An 18,610-nucleotide genomic window follows, 5' to 3' on the forward strand; every position below is an offset into this window, starting at 1 on the left:
ATCGGGGATGCGAAGTGGTATAATCATCGACCTTGCGTCGGCGGACCGAGAGCGTCTCGAGCGGATCTGCAAGGATCGTAACGCGCCCCAAAAGCACGTCTGGCGCGCCAAGATCGTGCTTTTGAGCGCCGAGGGGATCGGCACCAGCGAGATCATGCGGCGGACGGCCACATCGAAGACATGCGTGTGGCGCTGGCAGGAGCGGTTCATGCAGGAAGGGGTGGAGGGGCTGCTGCGCGACAAGACCCGTCCGTCGCGCATCCCTCCCCTAACCGCGGAGGTTGTCGCATGGGTAGCGAGCCGGACGCATGAGGCGCCGCCGGGTGAGACGACCCATTGGACAGCCTCGCTGATGGCCCGCGAAGCCGACATCAGCGCCAGTTCGGTTCACCGGATCTGGCGCGCCCACGGCCTCCAGCCTCACCGCGTTCGGCAGTTCAAGCTGTCCAATGATCCCGAGTTTATCGACAAGCTTCGCGATGTCGTGGGCCTTTATGTCGCGCCGCCCGCCCACGCGATCGTCCTGTCGTTCGACGAGAAGAGCCAGATCCAGGCCCTCGACCGATCCCAGCCCGGCCTGCCGCTGAAAAAGGGGCGGGCCGGCACCATGACCCATGATTACAAGCGCAACGGCACCACTACGCTCTTTGCCGCGCTCAACATCCTCGACGGGACCGTGATCGGCCGCAACATGCAACGGCACCGCCACCAGGAATTCATCCGCTTTCTCAATCTGATCGAAGCGCGCGTGCCCGCCGGCAAGGCGATCCATGTGATCCTCGACAATTACGCCGCTCACAAGCACCCCAAGGTTCGCGAGTGGCTCGACCGCCACCCGCGCTTCACCTTCCACTTTACGCCTACGTCCTGTTCCTGGCTCAATGCCGTCGAGGGCTTCTTCGCCAGGCTGACCAACCGTCGACTCAAACGCGGCGTGTTTCATTCGCTCGTCGACCTTCAGGCCGCCATCAACCGCTTCCTGGTCGAGCACAACGAAAGCTCAAAGCCCTTCGTCTGGACCGCCGACCCCGATAAAATCATCGCCGCCGTCAGACGCGGGCACCAAGTGTTAGATTCGGACCACTAGCTTCTTCCGAGACCCATCGATTTTCGCGGCGCTTGCTAAGACGATCATTCCCAATCTCGTCGATAATTTACCGGAGCATAAAGCGCTTAGAATTTGGGTCGCCGGGTGCAGCACGGGAGAAGAGGCCTATTCGATCGGGATGATTTGCCGTGATGCGATCAAAGCGTCGGGGCGAGACATCAAGCTGCAGCTCTTCGCATCCGACGTCGACCCAAGCGCCATCGCAACGGCACGCGAAGGGTTTTACCCCTTTGATATTGAGAACGCGGTCCCTGCAGACCGGCTTGGGCGCTTTTTCGTCAAGGAAGAGGCCGGATACCGGGTGGCGACCGGACTGCGCGGCGACGTCGTCTTCACCGTTCAGGATGTCTTGTCAGATCCGCCCTTCTCGAAGATTGATCTCGTCTCCTGCCGTAATCTCCTGATCTATCTAAATCCAGAAGCCCAGGCCAAGGTCATATCGCTCTTCCATTTCGCCTTGCGGGAAGGCGGGATCCTGGTCCTGGGTTCATCCGAGACGGTTGGGAATGCCGAAGACCGGTTCGAGGTCATCGCGAAGTCCGAACGTTTCTATCGGCACATCGCACGAAGCCGTGCCGGTGATACCGGCTTTCCATTAAGCTTTGGCGATACCCTTCCATTGCTTGGCAAGAACGATAGGTCCGCCTCGCCCATGCGACAATCCACGTTGGCCGATATTTGCCGCAAGGCGGTCATCGCCAGCCATGCGCCAGCCGCGATCCTGATCAATCGCCAGCGGCAGTGTCTCTATTCGATGGGGCCGACCGACCGCTATCTGCGCATCGCACCGGGATATGCCACGCTCGATCTGCTGGCCATGGCGTCTCCTGCCCTGCGAACTAAACTTCGCCTCGCAATCGACAAGGTCACCAAGACGGTGCCGTGCGTCGATGGAGGCCGCTCGCGTGTGACCCGTGATGGCAGTACCATCTGGTTTCGGATCGATGTGCAGGCGGTTGCCAATGACCAAGAAGATTTGCTGCTCATCTGTTTCGTCGAAGAGCCAAGCGAAAGCGCAAGTGCGCCTTCAATTCCAACTCGCAGTGACGCCTCGCGTGTTGCAGAACTTGAGAACGAGCTCGAAGCGACTCAAGCTGAACTCCAAACATCAATCCTGGTTCAGGAAACGTCGAGTCAAGAACAAAAATCGATTAACGAAGAAGCGCTTTCGGTCAACGAGGAATTTCAGTCAACAAACGAGGAACTGCTTACCTCCAAGGAGGAACTACAGTCTTTGAACGAGGAATTGACGGCGCTCAACAGCCAGCTTCAGGAAACGCTGGAGCGCCAGCGATTGACGTCGGACGATCTACAGAATGTTCTTTACAGTACGAATGTCGCAACGCTTTTTCTCGATATCGATCTTAAAATCCGATTTTATACCCCTGCGATAAAGTCGGTGTTTAGCATAATCACCGGGGACATGGGACGGCCGATCGCGGACCTGCGGCCGATCGCCACCGATCCCGAGCTGCTGAGCGATGCTAGACGAGTCCTATCCGATCACATCTTGATCGAGCGCGAGATCGGCGCGCCGAACGACACATGGTTTCTCCGGCGGGTATTTCCCTACCGCGCGCATGATGGCAATGTTGAAGGTGTCGTAATCACCTTCGCCGAAACCACTGACCTAAAAATCACTGCTAAAGCTCTCGAACTCGCCAAGGTCGAAGCGGACCGCGCCAATCTTGCCAAGTCGCGCTTCTTGGCCGCGGCAAGCCATGATTTGCGCCAACCACTGCAATCGCTTACCCTCCTTCAGGAACTGCTGTCACAGTCCACCGACGACGAAAAGGCGAAGAAGTTGCTTTCCCGACAGGGCCAAACCTTGGCAGCGATGTCCGGTATGCTCAATGCGTTGCTTGACATTAACCAGATCGAAGCCGGTGTTGTGGAAGCCAATCCAGTCATCTTTCCGATCGCCGATGCGCTGAATCCGTTGCGAGACGAGTTCGCTTATCTTGCGCAATCTCGCAATCTGTCTCTCCACATTTTGCCGAGTGCGGCGGTGGTGTACAGCGACCCGGCTCTGCTCACGCAGATGATCCGGAACCTGCTCGGGAACGCCATCAAATATACGAAGCGGGGAAAAGTCCTGCTCGGCTGCCGGCACCGCGACGGCAGACTCCTTATCGAGGTTTGGGACACCGGGATCGGCATCGCCGCCGACCAGCTTCACGCCATTTTCGAAGAATTTCATCAGGTCAACAACGCCGCGCGCGAACGGAGCCTTGGCCTGGGCCTTGGCCTGTCCATCGTGCAACGCCTCGGCCACCTGCTCGGGCATGACGTCGATGTTCGATCGAAGCCGCACAAGGGATCGGTCTTTACCATCACCCTCTCGTGCCCAGCCGCAGAGCTATCGACTCCCGTGGCAGCACTACCCGAAGCTGATGGCACCGCGGGTCTGCATCGTCGTACCTGCAAGATCGTCATCGTCGAAGATGACCCGGATGTCGTCGACCTGCTGGAACAACTGCTCAAGGCCGAAGGGCATATCGTCAGAACAGCATCCGATGCGGCGTCTGCAATCAAGCTGGTCGCCGCAGGTGCGATCAAGCCGGAACTCCTGCTGACCGACTATAACCTTCCAGGTGGCATGGATGGCCTCGATCTCCTGCGCTGCCTTCGTGCCGGGATGCCAGATAGCCTGCCGGCGATCGTTCTCACGGGTGATATCTCGAGCGAAGCGCTGGCGCGGATTGCGAGCGAAGAGTGCATCCAACTGAGCAAGCCGGTGAAACCGAACGACCTCATCGCGTCAATCGCGCGGTTGATCGCCAGCGCTCGACCATCAGTCTCACACCGGGTCGTAACCGCGGCAACGGATGGAAAACCTGTGGCCTATGTAATCGATGACGATCCGGAAATACGAGCCACCATCCGCGACGTACTCGAAGCCGACGGACGGATCGTCGAAGACTTCGCTAGCGCGGAAGCGTTTCTCGATGCCTATCGACCAGGGATCGATGGGTGTCTGCTGGTCGACGCCCACCTGCCGGGCATGAGCGGCGTGACGCTGATCGAAACGCTTCGTGACCGCGGAGATTATCTTCCGGCAATTCTGATCACCGGCAGCGGTGACATCGGTCTCGCCGTCGCAGCGATGCAAACGGGCGCGTGCGATTTAATCGAAAAGCCTGTTGGGCGGATCGTATTGCTCGCCAGTATCGAGCGCGCGATCGATCAGTCTCATGACCTCCGGCTGCTCGATGCCGCGCATGGAGAAGCAGCGGCTCATGTCGACGATCTTACTGTCCGCCAGCGCGAGGTGATGGACTTGGTCCTTGCAGGCCACCCGAGCAAGAATATCGCCGCCGATCTTGGAATCAGCCAGCGCACTGTGGAAAATCATCGCGCAGCGATCATGCATAAGATGCAGGCAAAGTCGCTTCCAGAGCTTGCTCGGATTGCGCAGGCCGCCACCCACAGCCCTATGGCAAAAGCCGCATCAGGATCGTCTTCGACCGAGGCAGCCGTCGGAACCCACGAAATCGCAGAAATCACTGCTGGTGGGTAGCGCGTTCGCCACGGACCGTTCGTTCCTAAATTCTGTCGGCATCGGCAGCCGTGGCATGAATGTTAGCAACCTTGGCTTATGATGATGAGGCACGGGGGCCCCATCGTGCAGTCGACACACTCTTCACCTCCACCAGCAGCGTCGACACACCGTTCGCGATAAAGACGTGCGAGAAGAGAATGAGACCACGCGGCAGGTCCACAGTCAGTCGCCGCAGCCATTGCATCTTCGGTACTGGCCCGGTCGCGAAGGAAAGTTCTGGTTTCGGTCAGCATTTCGATCTCCCTGGGGTCGACCGCCACGTGCGCGCAGCGATCATTGTCCAACGGTGTATCTTCTCCCACCAAGGCGCCGAAGGATCGGAAAATACTCATCTCTACGGCAGAGGCGGCAGTAGCGGGATCGTCATAGCGATGACGCGGCGGGAGCGCGCTATCTCGTTACTCAGCAGCTCCAAGGATCTCCGCGATTTTTGCCGCGATGCTCTCCGGGCCGAGGATAAAATCAACGCAGCCGCTCGCAATGGCGCCATCCGGCATATCCGACTGGAGGGCGGACGCCGGCAATTGCGCGATCGTCACGCCGCCGCATTCGCGGATACCACACAAGGCTTCTGCGCCGTCACCGTCATAGCCGGACACGATCACGGCGACGAGCCTGCCATGCCAATGCTGGGTCAACGACTTGAGGAAGACCGTGATGACATCGGGCCATCCGCGCGGCTTGGAAATGGGGGCCAGCCGAAATTCTCCGTTGAGCACGTGCAGATCGCGTTGAGCAGGAATGATGAAGACATGGTTCGGCCGGATATCGAGCCCCTCGGTGATGAGTTCGACCGGCATCGCCGTATGCCGTGGAAGGATCTCGTGCAGAAGTGTCGACACCGTTCGCAGGTGGTTTACGATAACGATCGCCGCGCCGAGGTCGCTTGGCAGGCTATCGAGCAGTCTTTTGTACGCGTCTAGACCGCCCGCGGACCCGCCGACGCATACGATTGGAATGTCTTGCGCTATCACCGGCCCGATGCTCCTCTGTCCGCGCTCGCGACGAGACGGCATTGATTGATACCCACGTTGGGCTGGTGGGGGCGACCGTACACGCTCCCGCCCGAAACCGCGCACCGTTTGTCTCTGCCCAGCGCCGCGCTACGCTACGACCGCGTTGGGCAGACGGCATCTCCGGACGGAGGCTGGCCTGCGGCCGAAGTCGTGATCCAATCTGCGACATCAGCTGTGTAACATATGGTGGCGCGATCGAACGCCGCTACGATCTCCCCGGCGCGGCTGCGCGTAGCGCCTACCCGCGTTACGAAGTGCCGTTGCCCGACGACGGTGTGCGTGAGAAGCTGATAGAGCGTTGCATCGCCTGCGATCACGATCGTCGGCGTATCAAGCATGCTTGCGTCGTCATACTGCGCTTCGAATTGTCCAATGGTGAGCGCGAGCGAATAGCCGTCGCGCGCGCCCTCCTGCGCCGCCGTCACCCGGAAGCCCGGCATCCGCGACTGAAGCTCACGAACCGTTGCCTGCGCGAAAAGACTCGGCGCGCTCGTCACCCATCGAACGCCTTTTATGTAGCGCGCACTTCCTGCATGCACCGCCAGCATTCGGTCCCCGTCGATTTCCGAAGCGAAGCGGACTTTCTCGACCAAGAGCGTCGGTTGCGCCGACGATAGTCTTTTGGTGGTGCCAGCAGGCTCGGTGACACCTAAGCGGTATAAGCTGTCGGGTTTACCGCCACCCAGAAGCCCACCGACGCAGCCCGCGAGCAGACATAGCGCTGCGAATCCGCCGAGGCGGGCGGTTGATCGGCACACCGTCATTTGGGAAGCTCCAGTTCCTTGCCGCGGGGTTTCGTCAGCGTGCCGCGCGGATCCTCGCGGATCGAGCGGACAAGCCCGTTCAGCGAGTCCGCCGTATCCTGCAGACTTCGCATCGTGGCATCGATGTCGGGGATGGTTGTCGATGAAATCGCGCCCGTCTGGCCGTCGAGCCGCGCAATCGTTCCGCGCGCTTCGTGCACTGCGAGTTTGAGTTCGCCCGCCGCGCTGGATATGTCGGAGAAAGCCTGCCGCCCATCGCCATCGGCAATCTTGTGAACTGAAGCGGCGGCCCCCTGGATGTCGGTCGCTGCACTGTCGAGCTTGGCCAGAGTTGCCGCAGCATCGCTGAACATTGCCCGGTTGGCAGCGAACGCCGCTGTCGTCGATCGGATGTCCCGCACCGCACCCGTCATGTTGGCGATATTCTCATCCGACAAAAGGCGGTTAACCCTGGTGAGGGACTCCGTTGCCGTTTCCAGCATCTGCCCCCCACCAAGGAGCAGCGAAGCCAGCGCGTTCGGCTTACTGTGAATGATCGGGCGCTTGCTGGTGTCGACCTGGCGCAGGAGGGGCCTGCTCGGTGTCCCGGCGCTGATCTGGATGACGTCGATCCCGGAAATGCCCTGTAACTCGGTCGTGGCTTCGGAATCGACGCGGACCGGGGTCTCGCCATCGATCCGGATATCGGTAATGACCTTGCTGGCGTCTTGGCCATCCAGCGTGATATGCTGGATGGTGCCGACCTTGATGCCGCTGAACTGGACGTCACCGCCGACGCTCAACCCACGCACCGGGCCGGAAAACACGATCCGATATTCGTCAAACTGACGATCGAACTCGAAGCGACCGAGCCAGACGACGAAGAAAAAGGCCGCGATCACCAGCAGCGTCGAGATGACGCCTACTAGCGCGTAATGGGCGTGGCGTTCCATCAGCTGAGCCTGCCTTCTGCGGCGCGCCCGCGCGCGCCGTGGAAATACGCCTTGATCCAGGGCTGTTCGGATTTCTCGAGTTCGGCGACAGTCGCAACGGCAATGATCTTCTTGTCGGCGAGCACCGCGACCCGGTCGCAGATCGCGTGAAGCGTATCGAGATCATGCGTGATGAGAAACACAGTGAAGCCCAATGCCTGATGCAGCGTGCGGATCAGATCGTCGAACGCAGTGGCGCTGATCGGGTCGAGTCCCGACGTCGGCTCGTCGAGAAACAGGAGGTCGGGATCGAGCGCGATCGCGCGCGCAACGCCGACGCGCTTGCGCATGCCGCCTGACAGTTCAGCGGGCATCTGGCCGCCGACGTCGGCCGGAAGTCCCGCCAGCAGAAGCTTGAGGGCGGCTAGATCACGAACGATATCCGCGGGAAGGTCAGCGTGCTCTCGAAAGGGCGCCTCGATGTTTTCCTGAACGCTCAGCGCAGAGAACAACGCCCCCTGCTGAAACATCACGCCGATCCGTTGCTCAGTCGCGCCTTGCGCATCGATGTCCCTGATATCGTGGCCGAAAATCTCGATCGTCCCGCCATCCGGACGCTTGAGCCCGAGGATCGTGTTCAGCAGCACGGATTTGCCCGTGCCCGACCCACCGACGACGCCGAGAATTTCCCCGGCACGAACCTCGAGATCAAGGCCATCGTGGACGACGAGATCGCCGAAAGCGGTCCGCAGGTTTTTGATCCTGATCGGTGCGGCACTGCTTGGCGATGGCAGGGCCGCGCTCACAGGTTCAGTTCCATGAAGATCACCGCGAAAATCGCGTCGACCATGATGAGAAGGAAGATCGACTGCACCACGGCGGAAGTGACGGCGCGGCCCAGGCTAGCGACATCGCCCCCGACAGACAGGCCCTTGCGGCAGCCGGAGACGCCGATGATGACCGCAAGAAAGGGCGCTTTCACCATTCCGAGCCAGAATTGGGTGAGGTTGACGGTCTCGAGCGTCCGCTCGGCGAAGAAGACGGGGTTGATGCCCATCATCGCCCAGCTGACCGAAATACCGCCCAGCATTCCCCCCATGTCGGCACAAAAGGTCATCAGCGGCATCATCAGGAGGCAGGCGAGCACACGCGGGACCACCAGCGCATCGAATTGGTCGACGCCCATCACCTGCAGCGCGTCGGTTTCCTGGTTCATCCGCATCGATCCGAGTTCGGCCGCGAAGGCCGATGCGGTCCGACCGGCCAGCAGGATCGCCGCGATCACCACGCCGAATTCGCGAAGGATCGCCGCCCCGACGAGCTCGACGGTGTAGACGCCGACGCCCATGTCGGTGAGTAGATTGGCACCCACCAACGCAATGACCGCGCCGATGAAGAAGGTCATCGTCATCACGATCGGGATCGCATCGATTCCGGCCTGCTCCATCACGGCAAAAAGCGGGGTCAGCCGCAGGCGTCCGGGATGGACCATTGTCCGGCCGATTGCCGACACAAGCTGCCCCAGAAAAGCCATCGCCTGATAGCTCTCGGAACCTGCTCCGGTGACTGCCTTACCAATACGTTCGAACACGAGGAAAGGATGGCGCTTGACCGAAGCGGTCCCTTTGGTCTGCGCCGCCGGACGCACCAGAGCGGAAAGCCTGTCAAAATCGGCATGGGACGGCGTGACAATTCCGATTGGCTTCAAGGCCCGCAAAAGTACGAACGCGCCAGACGTATCGACGCGACCCAATCGTGAGAGGTCAAGCCTGTCCGCCTGACCCACACGGTGCACTTCTTTCCCTAGTGTCGCCACCGTTCCGTCGAGCAACAAAACGGTCCAATCGCCACTCGGCTGAAGGGTACGGCCCTCCGGATGATCCAAGATGTCAAAGGCAGCATTCATCGAAGAGACCGTTTCCTCACGGGACGGTATTCGCAGGATCTAGTCTCCATCGCAGGATCATCCTTGTACCCCTCAGCGGCATCGACGGTCAGCAAGCAACGCGCCTGCGGGCGGGATTTGGGGGCGACGCAACGATCGACCCCAAGTAAAGCGCTGGGCCGCTGAGGGTTTCGTCGACTAGAAGTCCATGCCGTTCATGCCGCCGCCCGACATCCCGGGCATGGTCGGTCCGTCCTGCGGGTGGTCCGCCACCGCGGCTTCGGTGGTGATCAGCAAGCCAGCGATCGAAGCTGCGTCCTGCAACGCACATCGGACGACCTTGGTCGGATCGATCACGCCGGATTTGACCAGATTTTCATATTGTTCGGTCTGCGCATTGAAGCCAAGATTTTGGTCGTTGCTGTCTATCAGCCGCCCCGCGACCACCGCTCCGTCCTGGCCGGCATTCTCGGCGATCTGGCGCAGCGGTGCCTGCAAGGCCTTGCGAACGATGTCGATCCCACGCGTCTGGTCGTCATTCAAACCCTTGAGGTCATCGAGCGCCTTGCTGGCATAGAGCAGCGCGGTCCCGCCGCCCGGGACAACGCCCTCTTCGACAGCTGCGCGGGTCGCATGCAGCGCATCGTCGACGCGGTCCTTGCGTTCCTTGACCTCGACCTCGGTCGATCCGCCGACCTTGATGATCGCGACGCCGCCGGCAAGCTTGGCAAGGCGCTCCTGCAGTTTCTCCTTGTCATAGTCGCTGGTGGTGCTTTCGATCTGCTGTCGGATCGCCTCGATCCGGCCCTTGATCGCGACCTCGTCGCCAGCACCATCGACGATAGTCGTGCTATCCTTGTCTATGGTGACGCGCTTGGCACTACCGAGCATCTCGAGCGTCACAGACTCAAGCTTGATGCCGAGATCCTCGGACACGACGGAGGCCTTCGTCAGGATCGCGATGTCCTCGAGCATCGCCTTGCGGCGATCGCCGAAGCCCGGTGCCTTCACGGCGGCGACCTTCAACCCGCCACGCAGCTTGTTCACGACGAGCGTGGCAAGCGCTTCGCCCTCGATGTCCTCGGCGATAATCAAGAGGGGGCGCCCCGACTGCATCACAGCTTCCAGAATGGGAAGCATCGCCTGAAGGCTGGAGAGTTTCTTCTCGTGGATCAGGATGTGAGGATCCTCGAGTTCGGCCACCATTTTGTCGGGGTTGGTGATGAAGTACGGTGAGAGATACCCGCGATCGAACTGCATCCCCTCGACCACGTTGAGCTCGAACTCGAGGCCTTGCGCCTCTTCGATCGTTATGACGCCTTCCTTACCGACCTTTTCCATCGCCTCGGCGATCTTGCGTCCGACAACCTCGTCGCCATTGGCGGAGATGATCCCGACCTGCGCAATCTCGTCGTTATTGGAGACAGGCTTCGAGCGCGCCTTCAAGTCGTCGACGACCCTCCCGACGGCAAGATCGATCCCGCGCTTCAGGTCCATCGGGTCAATGCCGGCCGCCACGGACTTCATGCCTTCCCGAACGATTGCCTGGGCCAGCACGGTCGCTGTGGTCGTGCCGTCACCGGCATGGTCATGGGTCTTGGAGGCTACAGCGCGCAGCATCTGCGCGCCCATATTCTCGAATTTGTCCTTGAGCTCGATTTCCTTGGCGACGGTGACGCCGTCCTTGGTGATACGCGGTGCGCCGTAGCCCTTGTCGATGACCACGTTGCGTCCCTTCGGGCCCAGCGTCACACGAACGGCATTGGCGAGAATATCGACACCGCGGGTTATGCTTTCGCGGGCGTCGCGCGAGAATTTCACATCTTTGGCTGCCATGTCACATACCTTATATTCGGGGGAGTCGGGCTGCGCGCTCGCGGTGGCGCGGCACGCCCTTGCAAGCAGGATCGTGAGGGTGCGGCGTCAGCCGATAACCCCCAGCACGTCGCTCTCCTTCATGATGAGGAGATCCTCGCCGTCGAGCGTCACTTCACTTCCGGACCATTTGCCAAAGAGGATGCGGTCGCCCGGTTTCACATCCAGCGGGATCACCACCCCGTCCTCGGCGCGCGCGCCGGTGCCGATCGCGACGATCTCGCCCTCTTGCGGCTTTTCCTGCGCCGTGTCGGGGATAATGATCCCACCCGCCGTCTTGGCTTCGGCTTCGATCCTGCGAACAAGCACGCGGTCGTGCAAAGGTCGAAATGTCATGGTCGTCCGTCCTCTCGCTGGTCTGCGACGCAGCGTCGCGTTCGCAACAGGACAGCCAGCGCTGCCAGATTACGGCGGTGATCGTGTCCAGCAGGTCGCCGGCAACGCGCGAGCGACGCTCGCGCGCAGATTTTGTCCCGCGCCGGAAGTTTAAGCACGGGCCACCTGATCGAGTGTCCTGCGGACCAGCACGAGTGTGGAATCGCCAGGATAGGGTTCCGCGGTGAAGCCCATCTCGCGCTCGAGTTCGATTGCCGCGTGATTTTCATGGGCTTCGATCGACTCTAACGTCTTTACGCCCTTTGCCTCGGCAAAGCGCGCGATATGCGCCAGCAATTCCCAACCGATCCCGCGATGCTTGAAATCTTTGCGGATGCAGATCGCGACTTCTCCACGATCGAGCGCAGGATCGCAGGCGAGCATTGCGGTCGCGATCATCATCGAGCCGTGCTCGTCGAACGCGAGGAAGTTTTCGGTGGACTTGTGATCGATCGTCACCAAGTCGACGATCCGATCGTGACCGACTTCGTCGAGACCTGTCAGAAAGCGAAATCGCAGGTCGTCGCGAGTGACGTGGGTGAAGAACTCGGCAAGCGTCCCCTCGTCAGCCGGACATGCGGGTCGGACATGGAAGCGAAACCGCGTTCGGGTCGTGAGATACTGGCTCCAGTCGTCCACAGGATCGGCTCCGAAATAAGATACGCAAGGTGCATCGTGCCGCAGTGCGCGGCGCGGCTCTCGCAGCGCGGCAGTGCAGGCCGATGACTTGGACGCGCAGTCCAAGCGTCACCAGCTTCGGAAAACACCTACACCCCATCTGAAACGCTGCGGATTGGAATGGCGTGCCCCCAGAGGCTTGTCAGCCGACCACGTCCGCCGCCTGCTTCCGCCCAAATTTGGCAAGGACAACCGTTGCTAGAAACAGATGCGATGGCCCAATGTAGCTGACAAGAGCGCCCACTCCGCCGCGAAACCAGGTGGCAGCCCTTGTGCGCGTCGTTCAAAAACAACGGCCCCCTCTCCCAAATGAGTAGTTGCCGGTGGATGACGACGTTCTGGATCAACGTGTAGCCTTGGTATTGAGGGCAACCCTCCGGGCAAAGACACTTTGGGAGATGAGGGGGTGGGAGGTAGTATCACACCGACGGTTTTGATCCCTGGTGGGCGAACTGAGCCCTATCGCGCATCAGGAGCGCAAAAAGCGAATACCGGTCTTACCAACGAGCAGGTCGACGAGCGCGTTCAGCGCGGCGATATCAATGCGGTCGATCGTCAAAACAGCCGAACGATCAGCGGGATTCTGATTTCCAACATATTTACCCGTTTCAACGCTATACTCGGCGCTCTGCTCTGCATCATTCTCTATATTGGTCCATTGCAAGACGCGCTGTTCGGCGGCGTTTTGGTTGTGAACACGCTTATCGGCATCGTTCAGGAGGTGCGCGCCAAGCGCGCTCTGGATCGACTGGCCGTCATTAGTGCACCGACTGCGCGCGTTGTGAGGTCAGGACACACGATCGACGTTCCCGTCGCTTCGGTGGTTCTCGACGATGTGCTCGAGTTCAGACCGGGGGATCAGGTCGTCGCCGACGGCATCGTTCTCACATCGGAAGACCTGGAAATCGACGAAGCGCTCATCAGCGGCGAGTCCGAACCACTTTTGAAAGTGCCCGGCGACCACGCGCTCTCAGGCAGCTTTGTTACCGCCGGGCACGGATATTACCGGGCAACCGCCGTCGGCAGCAAAGCCTATGCCCAGAAACTCTCAAGTGCTGCCAAGGTCTTCAAACCCGCACACTCCGAAATGAGCGCCGGTATCAACCGCATACTGCGTTACGTTCTGTGGACGATTGCGGTTGCGGCGCCCGTGCTGCTGTGGAGCCAATTTCGGGCACAGCCCCTATTCCACGCTGCCGCACTGCGCTCGACGGTCGCCGGCGTGGTCGCGATGGTGCCGCAAGGACTTGTGTTGCTGACCAGCCTTGCCATGGCCGTCGCCGTGACGCGCCTGGGTCGCCGCCGTACGCTCATCCAGGAGCTGCCCGCCGTCGAAACGCTGGCGCGAGTCACTACGCTTTGCCTCGACAAGACGGGTACGCTCACGACGGGCAAGCTCAACATCGCGGACCTCGAGATCCTCGATGCGGATGCAGAGATCGCCAAGGCGTTCGGGGCGCTCGCCGCTGCGGATCCTGCGCCCAATGCCACGCTGCGCGCCATCGCCGCGAAGTATCTAGCGCCAACAGACTGGAAGGCTACGGAGAAAGTCGCGTTCTCGTCGGCGCGCAAATGGAGCAAAGTGTGCTTTGGTGACCACGGGAATTGGGTGCTTGGCGCTCCAGACGTGCTGCTCGTCGGTGACATGCACGTCGACCTGTTGAAGCGCGCTGCGGCACACGCCAAAACCGGGCGTCGTGTGCTGCTCCTTGCTCATGCGCGCACGTGTTCAAACGACCAGCTGCCTGCCGACCTAGTCCCGGCCGCGTTCGTCCTGCTGGCCGAAGACGTGCGATCGAACGCTGCGGAAACACTCGCTTACTTCGTGCGGGAAGGCGTCGCCATCAAGATCATTTCTGGTGACCATCCCGAGACAGTGGCAGCCGTGGCCCGCCAGGTCGGCGTGCCTGGGGCCGATGATCCCGTCGACGCGCTTCACCTCCCGAGCGGTGACGCAGCGCTCGCGACACTTATGGATGCGCGATCCATTTTCGGACGGGCTACGCCAGACGGCAAGCGCGCGATGATTGCCGCCCTCCAGAGCAAGGGTCACGTCGTCGCCATGACCGGCGACGGCGTGAACGATGTCCTGGCTCTTAAACAGGCCGATATTGGCATCGCGATGGGCGCAGGAAGTGGTGCTGCTCGCGCTATCGCCCAGCTCACGTTGCTCGATGGCAATTTCGCGTGCTTGCCTGACGTGTTGGCCGAAGGGCGGCGCGTCATCGCAAACATCGAACGGCTGGCGATACTGTTCGTCACCAAGACGGTTTTTGCAGCGGTTCTGGTCGTCACGGTTGCGGCTTCAGGTCTCGTTTATCCATTTTTGCCCCGGCAACTCTCTCTCGTCGGCGCACTGACAATTGGAATCCCGGCTTTCTTCCTGTCGCTTGCGCCTAATGCACGGCGCGCACGACCCGGGTTTCTCCCTCGCGTCTTACACTTCGCGATCCCTGCGGGCATCGCCGCCGCAATCGCGACGCTGGCGGCATATTCGATCGCACTGTATCCCGCCAATGGTTCGCTCGAGGAGGCCAGCACCGTTGCAAGCCTCGTTCTGTTTTCTTGCGGACTGGCAAACCTGGCCTATCTTTGCCGACCCTTCACACCGCTTCGCGTCCTTCTGCTTGCCGCGTTGACAGCGGCATTCGCGAGCGTGCTGATTGTCCCGATCTCGCGGAGCTTCTTCGCGCTGGTGGCTTTGTCATCAAACCTATGGTTCACCGCCACAATAAGCGGCGCGTTGGCTGTCATGGCAGTGCTTCTCCTTCTGAGCTCCGTCACGCGGAAACGAGCCTCCATGTCGAGATGATGCTACGTCACACGGTGAAGTATTTCGGGTTAGACCGGCTTTGTTGCATAATTACGCGAGAGCATGACCGACGTTTTACTTGAAGATGTTATTGGATGCGGACGGTCACCGGCGTTCCTATTTCGGAGAACCGATTGAGAATTGCAGCACGGACTTTGAGCTCGGTAATCTGACGATCGAAGGTGCGGGCGACAACGCGCTGGCCCAGGAGTTTGAAGCAGTGCATTTTGGTCTCGACCAGACTGCGGCGATGATAGCCGCTCCACTTTTTCCAGATTGCGCGACCAAGCCGCTTTGTCGCGCGTAGCGCTCCATTGCGTGCATCGACGCCGGGACCGCCTTCTGCCCATGGTTGCCCGTTGCGGCGGACCGGGATGACCGCATCGGCACCGCGCCCGGCAATAGCGGCATGGCAGTCCCTGGTATCATAAGCGCCATCTCCGCCGACGCTGAGTATCCGCTCGTCTCCGGGAATTTGCGCCAGGAGAACGGGCAGCGTCGGTGCGTCACCAATGGCATTCGTCGTGACCTCAATGGCCCGGATATCCAGCGTCCCAGCATCAATCCCGAGATGCACCTTGCGCCACTGGCGACGGTAGGACGGTCCGTGTTTGCGCGTCTTCCACTCGCCTTCTCCCGTCATTTTGATCCCGGTGCTGTCGACCAGCAGGTGCAGTCCGCCCGAGCTGATCCGCCCGCCGAGGTTGACCTTCAACGTCTTCTGCCGTCGGCACAGCGTCGTATAATCCGGCACCGACCAATCCAGCCCCGCCATTTTGATCAGGCTCGAAACCAACCCCGTCACTTGCCGCAAAGGCAGGTTGAACAGCGTCTTCAGCGTCAGGCACAGCTCTATCGCGCTGTCTGAAAACCGCATCGGGCGACCAGGGCGACCACACGGCTTCGAAAGCCAGTGCATCTCCGGATCAAACCATATTTCCAGCGACCCACGCCGCTTCAGCGCCGCATTATACTCAGGCCAGTTCGTCGTACGATACACAGGTGCGGCAGGTTTGGGCATTACGCCTATCTATACCGCTCGATTCCCTGCGTGAATCCCCGCCATCAGTTTTGCAACAAAGCCGGTTAGACCCCGACTGCTGAAGCAATCGCATGACCAGCTAGGCGATATCGGGCCCGCGCCAACGCGGTATGCTGAGCGTCCCCGTGAACCGGCGACCTGGCAGGCTACGCTCCAGACGCGTATCCGATGAATCCTCGCCTAAGCCAACGCCCAGCCCCGCTGTCGTAAGGCCGGTCGATCCGCCAAAATCGCAGCCGGGCCTGTCCACCGGGTGCTGCGTGCTCTCCGTGAGAAGAATGTTTCTCGGTGGTTTGACCGCAATATCATTTTCTTTGGGTTTGATCATGTTTCGCCTCCATCGCGACGTCTGGCATCGTCCTCTGGCCCGCAATTTAGCCATCAGTGCGGATCCCGGCAGGCTCGGCATCTACCCATCCGACTGGCGCCAAGCCGTCGTCCGGCTGAATTGAAAGGGCTCAGCCTGATCTGCCGATGTACTCGATTAAGCATCGCCAAATGAGTAGTTTCCGAGGCTGGGGCGACACTTGAGGCAACTGTAGCGTCAACGCACAATGGAAGAACCTTCCCAATGAGGCGACCGAAGATTCCCGAGCACCATCTCGTTTCCCGGATCGGGTGGTTGCGAGCTGCGGTGCTCGGCGCCAATGATGGGATATTATCTACCGCGAGCTTGATCCTTGGCGTTGCCGCGGCGGGCGGCACCCGCGGCAATACCCTGATCGCGGCCGTCGCCGCGCTTGTGGCGGGCGCAATGTCGATGGCATCAGGTGAATATGTCTCGGTGAGCTCCCAGCATGACACCGAACAAGCCGATCTTTCACGCGAACGCGCCGAGCTCAAGGCGGATATCGTCGGTGAAAGAGAGGAACTTGCGCAAATATACCGCGAGCGTGGCGTCGACGATGCGACTGCTCATTTGGTGTCGCGTGAACTGATGGCCAAGGACGCGCTCGGTGCACATGCGAGAGACGAGCTGGGAATCACCGCTACGGGCATCGCCCGACCAATTCAGGCTGCTCTAACATCGGCTGCCACCTTTACGTTCGGCGCGTCATTGCCGGTTCTGATCGTTATCATCGCGCCGCCAGCAACCCTCATTGTCGCAGAATCGGTCGGAGCACTTGTGTTTCTCGCCGTTCTTGGTGCGGTTGGAGGGGTAACGGGCGGCGCGAACGTCTGGCGGGCCATGGCGCGCGTCACCTTTTGGGGCGCGCTTGCCCTCGCGGTTACTGCGAGCATCGGGCGTCTGGTGGGAACCACGCTATAGGGTTGCGGCGGTCTTGGCGGATCCGCCGCCCCGCTGCGACCGCCTCCGCGCATGGCGATCACGCTTCTACGAGCGCGCTCAGACTCAACGATGCATCTCCAACTGGCGCGACAGAACCGCCCGAGTGTGTTGCGCGATCATAGCTTCCTCGTCAGTGGCATACACCAAAACCTTGATCTTGCTGTCGGTCGCGCTAATCTGACTCGCGTTGGCGGCATTGGGTACATCGTCAAGGATGATGCCCAGCCAAGCAAGACGTTCACATATAGCTGCGCGGATAACAGCGGAGCGTTCACCGATCCCGGCGGTAAAAACGAACCCGTCGATCCCGCCAAGTGCGCTCGCCATACCCCCGGCCTCTACCGCAATGCGATAACTGAACAGGCGTATCGCTTCGACTGCGCGCGCATCGTCGCTAGCCAGCAGAATACGCAGGTCCCCGCTGATCCCCGACACGCCAAGGAGACCTGATTGGTGATAGAGCAAATCTTCGATCTCAGACACGCTGCGGCCCTGGCGCGCGAGATAGAGCAAAACGCCTGGATCGATGTTGCCGCAGCGCGTCGCCATTCGCAGGCCATCGAGCGTGCTAAAGCCCATCGTGGTCGCAATACTGACGCCGCCGCTGAGGGCACAAAGGCTTGCCCCCGCACCGAGATGGGCAATGATGACCCGCCCATGCGCGAGATCTGGCGCGTCTAGAGCAAGTCGGCTCGCGATGTATTCGTAGGAAAGTCCGTGGAAGCCATACCGTCTTACGCCCGCGTCCCGCAGTGCGCGCGGGACCGGCACGATCTGAGCTTCGATCGGCATATCGTGATGGAAGGCGGTGTCGAAGCAAGCAACTTGCGGCAGGTCAGGTCGCATTTTGAGGATCGCGCGCACGGGGGCCAGATTGTGCTGCATGTGCAGGGGATCGAGCGGTGTCAGTCCGTCCAGGGAATCCAGCAAATCGTGAGTGATGAGGGCGGGCTCGACATGGTCCACGCCACCATGCACGATGCGGTGGCCTGCACTCCCCAACCCGTCGCGGCCAGCATGATCATGCAACATCTCCAGCAAATCCCTCAGGATCACTGCAAAGGATGCATCGTCGGCCGGCCAGCGGCGCTCTACCACGAGCCGGCCCGCTACATCGCGTGCGGCGAGGCGGGGCGCCCCGTCGGTATCTTCGATTTCGCCGCGAAGTGTCGGAATGAGCGCTTCGTCGAACAGCGCGAATTTGAGGCTCGAAGATCCCGCATTCAACGTCAGGATCGATCCGGTCATGAGTAGCTCCTGACGACATTCGCGCATGTGCGGAGCACGCGCA

The 18,610-nt window shown here is 60.7% G+C and carries 15 protein-coding genes; 4 read left to right on the forward strand and 11 right to left on the reverse strand.

All coding sequences use genetic code 11. The features are described 5' to 3' along the window. Positions 1-7 precede the first annotated feature (7 nt). Both ACVWYO_RS22770 and ACVWYO_RS22775 read left to right on the forward strand, forming a co-directional pair. Positions 8-1,087 carry an IS630 family transposase gene (locus tag ACVWYO_RS22770; protein WP_457354733.1) on the forward strand — a complete coding sequence of 360 codons (1,080 nt, stop codon included), beginning with the start codon at positions 8-10 and terminating at the stop codon, positions 1,085-1,087. A 46-nt stretch (positions 1,088-1,133) separates the two neighbouring features. Next, complete coding sequence (locus ACVWYO_RS22775) at positions 1,134-4,628, forward strand: CheR family methyltransferase (protein WP_457355128.1); 3,495 nt, start codon at positions 1,134-1,136, stop codon at positions 4,626-4,628. A 440-nt stretch (positions 4,629-5,068) separates the two neighbouring features. On the opposite strand, the gene ACVWYO_RS22780 is transcribed toward ACVWYO_RS22775, so the two are convergent. From ACVWYO_RS22780 to ACVWYO_RS22815, 8 genes are all read right to left on the reverse strand, one after another. Further along, the gene (locus ACVWYO_RS22780) at positions 5,069-5,644 is read right to left on the reverse strand and encodes a chemotaxis protein CheB (RefSeq protein WP_457354735.1); all 576 of its coding nucleotides are present in this window, start codon (positions 5,642-5,644) and stop codon (positions 5,069-5,071) included. 134 nt (positions 5,645-5,778) lie between these two features. Further along, entirely contained in the window at positions 5,779-6,450 is a 672-nt protein-coding gene (locus tag ACVWYO_RS22785) for an ABC-type transport auxiliary lipoprotein family protein (RefSeq protein WP_457354737.1), read from the reverse strand. Next, the gene (locus ACVWYO_RS22790; RefSeq protein WP_457354739.1) at positions 6,447-7,331 is read right to left on the reverse strand and encodes an MlaD family protein; all 885 of its coding nucleotides are present in this window, start codon (positions 7,329-7,331) and stop codon (positions 6,447-6,449) included. Before ACVWYO_RS22790 ends, ACVWYO_RS22785 begins: the two co-directional genes overlap by 4 nt. A gap of 50 nt (positions 7,332-7,381) precedes the next feature. Then, entirely contained in the window at positions 7,382-8,167 is a 786-nt protein-coding gene (locus ACVWYO_RS22795) for an ABC transporter ATP-binding protein (protein ID WP_457354741.1), read from the reverse strand. Beyond that, complete coding sequence (locus ACVWYO_RS22800) at positions 8,164-9,267, reverse strand: MlaE family ABC transporter permease (RefSeq protein WP_457354743.1); 1,104 nt, start codon at positions 9,265-9,267, stop codon at positions 8,164-8,166. Before ACVWYO_RS22800 ends, ACVWYO_RS22795 begins: the two co-directional genes overlap by 4 nt. 177 nt (positions 9,268-9,444) lie before the next feature. Further along, positions 9,445-11,082, reverse strand: a complete 1,638-nt coding sequence (groL, locus tag ACVWYO_RS22805) for a chaperonin GroEL (protein WP_457354745.1) — start codon at positions 11,080-11,082, stop codon at positions 9,445-9,447. A gap of 87 nt (positions 11,083-11,169) precedes the next feature. Further along, positions 11,170-11,457, reverse strand: coding sequence for a co-chaperone GroES (locus tag ACVWYO_RS22810; protein ID WP_457354747.1), 288 nt, complete (start codon positions 11,455-11,457; stop codon positions 11,170-11,172). 150 nt (positions 11,458-11,607) lie between these two features. Beyond that, the gene (locus ACVWYO_RS22815) at positions 11,608-12,135 is read right to left on the reverse strand and encodes an N-acetyltransferase family protein (RefSeq protein ID WP_457354749.1); all 528 of its coding nucleotides are present in this window, start codon (positions 12,133-12,135) and stop codon (positions 11,608-11,610) included. A gap of 472 nt (positions 12,136-12,607) precedes the next feature. Between ACVWYO_RS22815 and ACVWYO_RS22820 the strand changes: the two genes are divergently transcribed. Next, positions 12,608-14,986, forward strand: coding sequence for an HAD-IC family P-type ATPase (locus ACVWYO_RS22820; RefSeq protein ID WP_457354751.1), 2,379 nt, complete (start codon positions 12,608-12,610; stop codon positions 14,984-14,986). 88 nt (positions 14,987-15,074) lie between these two features. Here ACVWYO_RS22820 and ACVWYO_RS22825 read toward each other — a convergent pair whose 3' ends face one another. Both ACVWYO_RS22825 and ACVWYO_RS22830 read right to left on the reverse strand, forming a co-directional pair. Then, positions 15,075-16,007 (reverse strand): IS5 family transposase, encoded by a 933-nt coding sequence (locus ACVWYO_RS22825; protein ID WP_457348219.1) that lies wholly within the window; start codon positions 16,005-16,007, stop codon positions 15,075-15,077. A 100-nt stretch (positions 16,008-16,107) separates the two neighbouring features. Further along, a complete protein-coding gene (locus tag ACVWYO_RS22830) occupies positions 16,108-16,356 on the reverse strand; it encodes a hypothetical protein (protein WP_457354753.1) in 249 nt (82 codons plus the stop codon). A 243-nt stretch (positions 16,357-16,599) separates the two neighbouring features. Here ACVWYO_RS22830 and ACVWYO_RS22835 point away from each other — a divergent pair, with 243 nt between their 5' ends. Further along, positions 16,600-17,298, forward strand: a complete 699-nt coding sequence (locus ACVWYO_RS22835) for a VIT1/CCC1 transporter family protein (protein WP_457354755.1) — start codon at positions 16,600-16,602, stop codon at positions 17,296-17,298. An 84-nt stretch (positions 17,299-17,382) separates the two neighbouring features. Here ACVWYO_RS22835 and ACVWYO_RS22840 read toward each other — a convergent pair whose 3' ends face one another. Beyond that, on the reverse strand, positions 17,383-18,567 hold the full coding sequence (locus ACVWYO_RS22840) for an acetate/propionate family kinase (protein WP_457354757.1): 1,185 nt from the start codon (positions 18,565-18,567) through the stop codon (positions 17,383-17,385). Positions 18,568-18,610: the final 43 nt, after the last annotated feature.

Source organism: Sphingomonas sp. UYP23 (assembly GCF_054059235.1).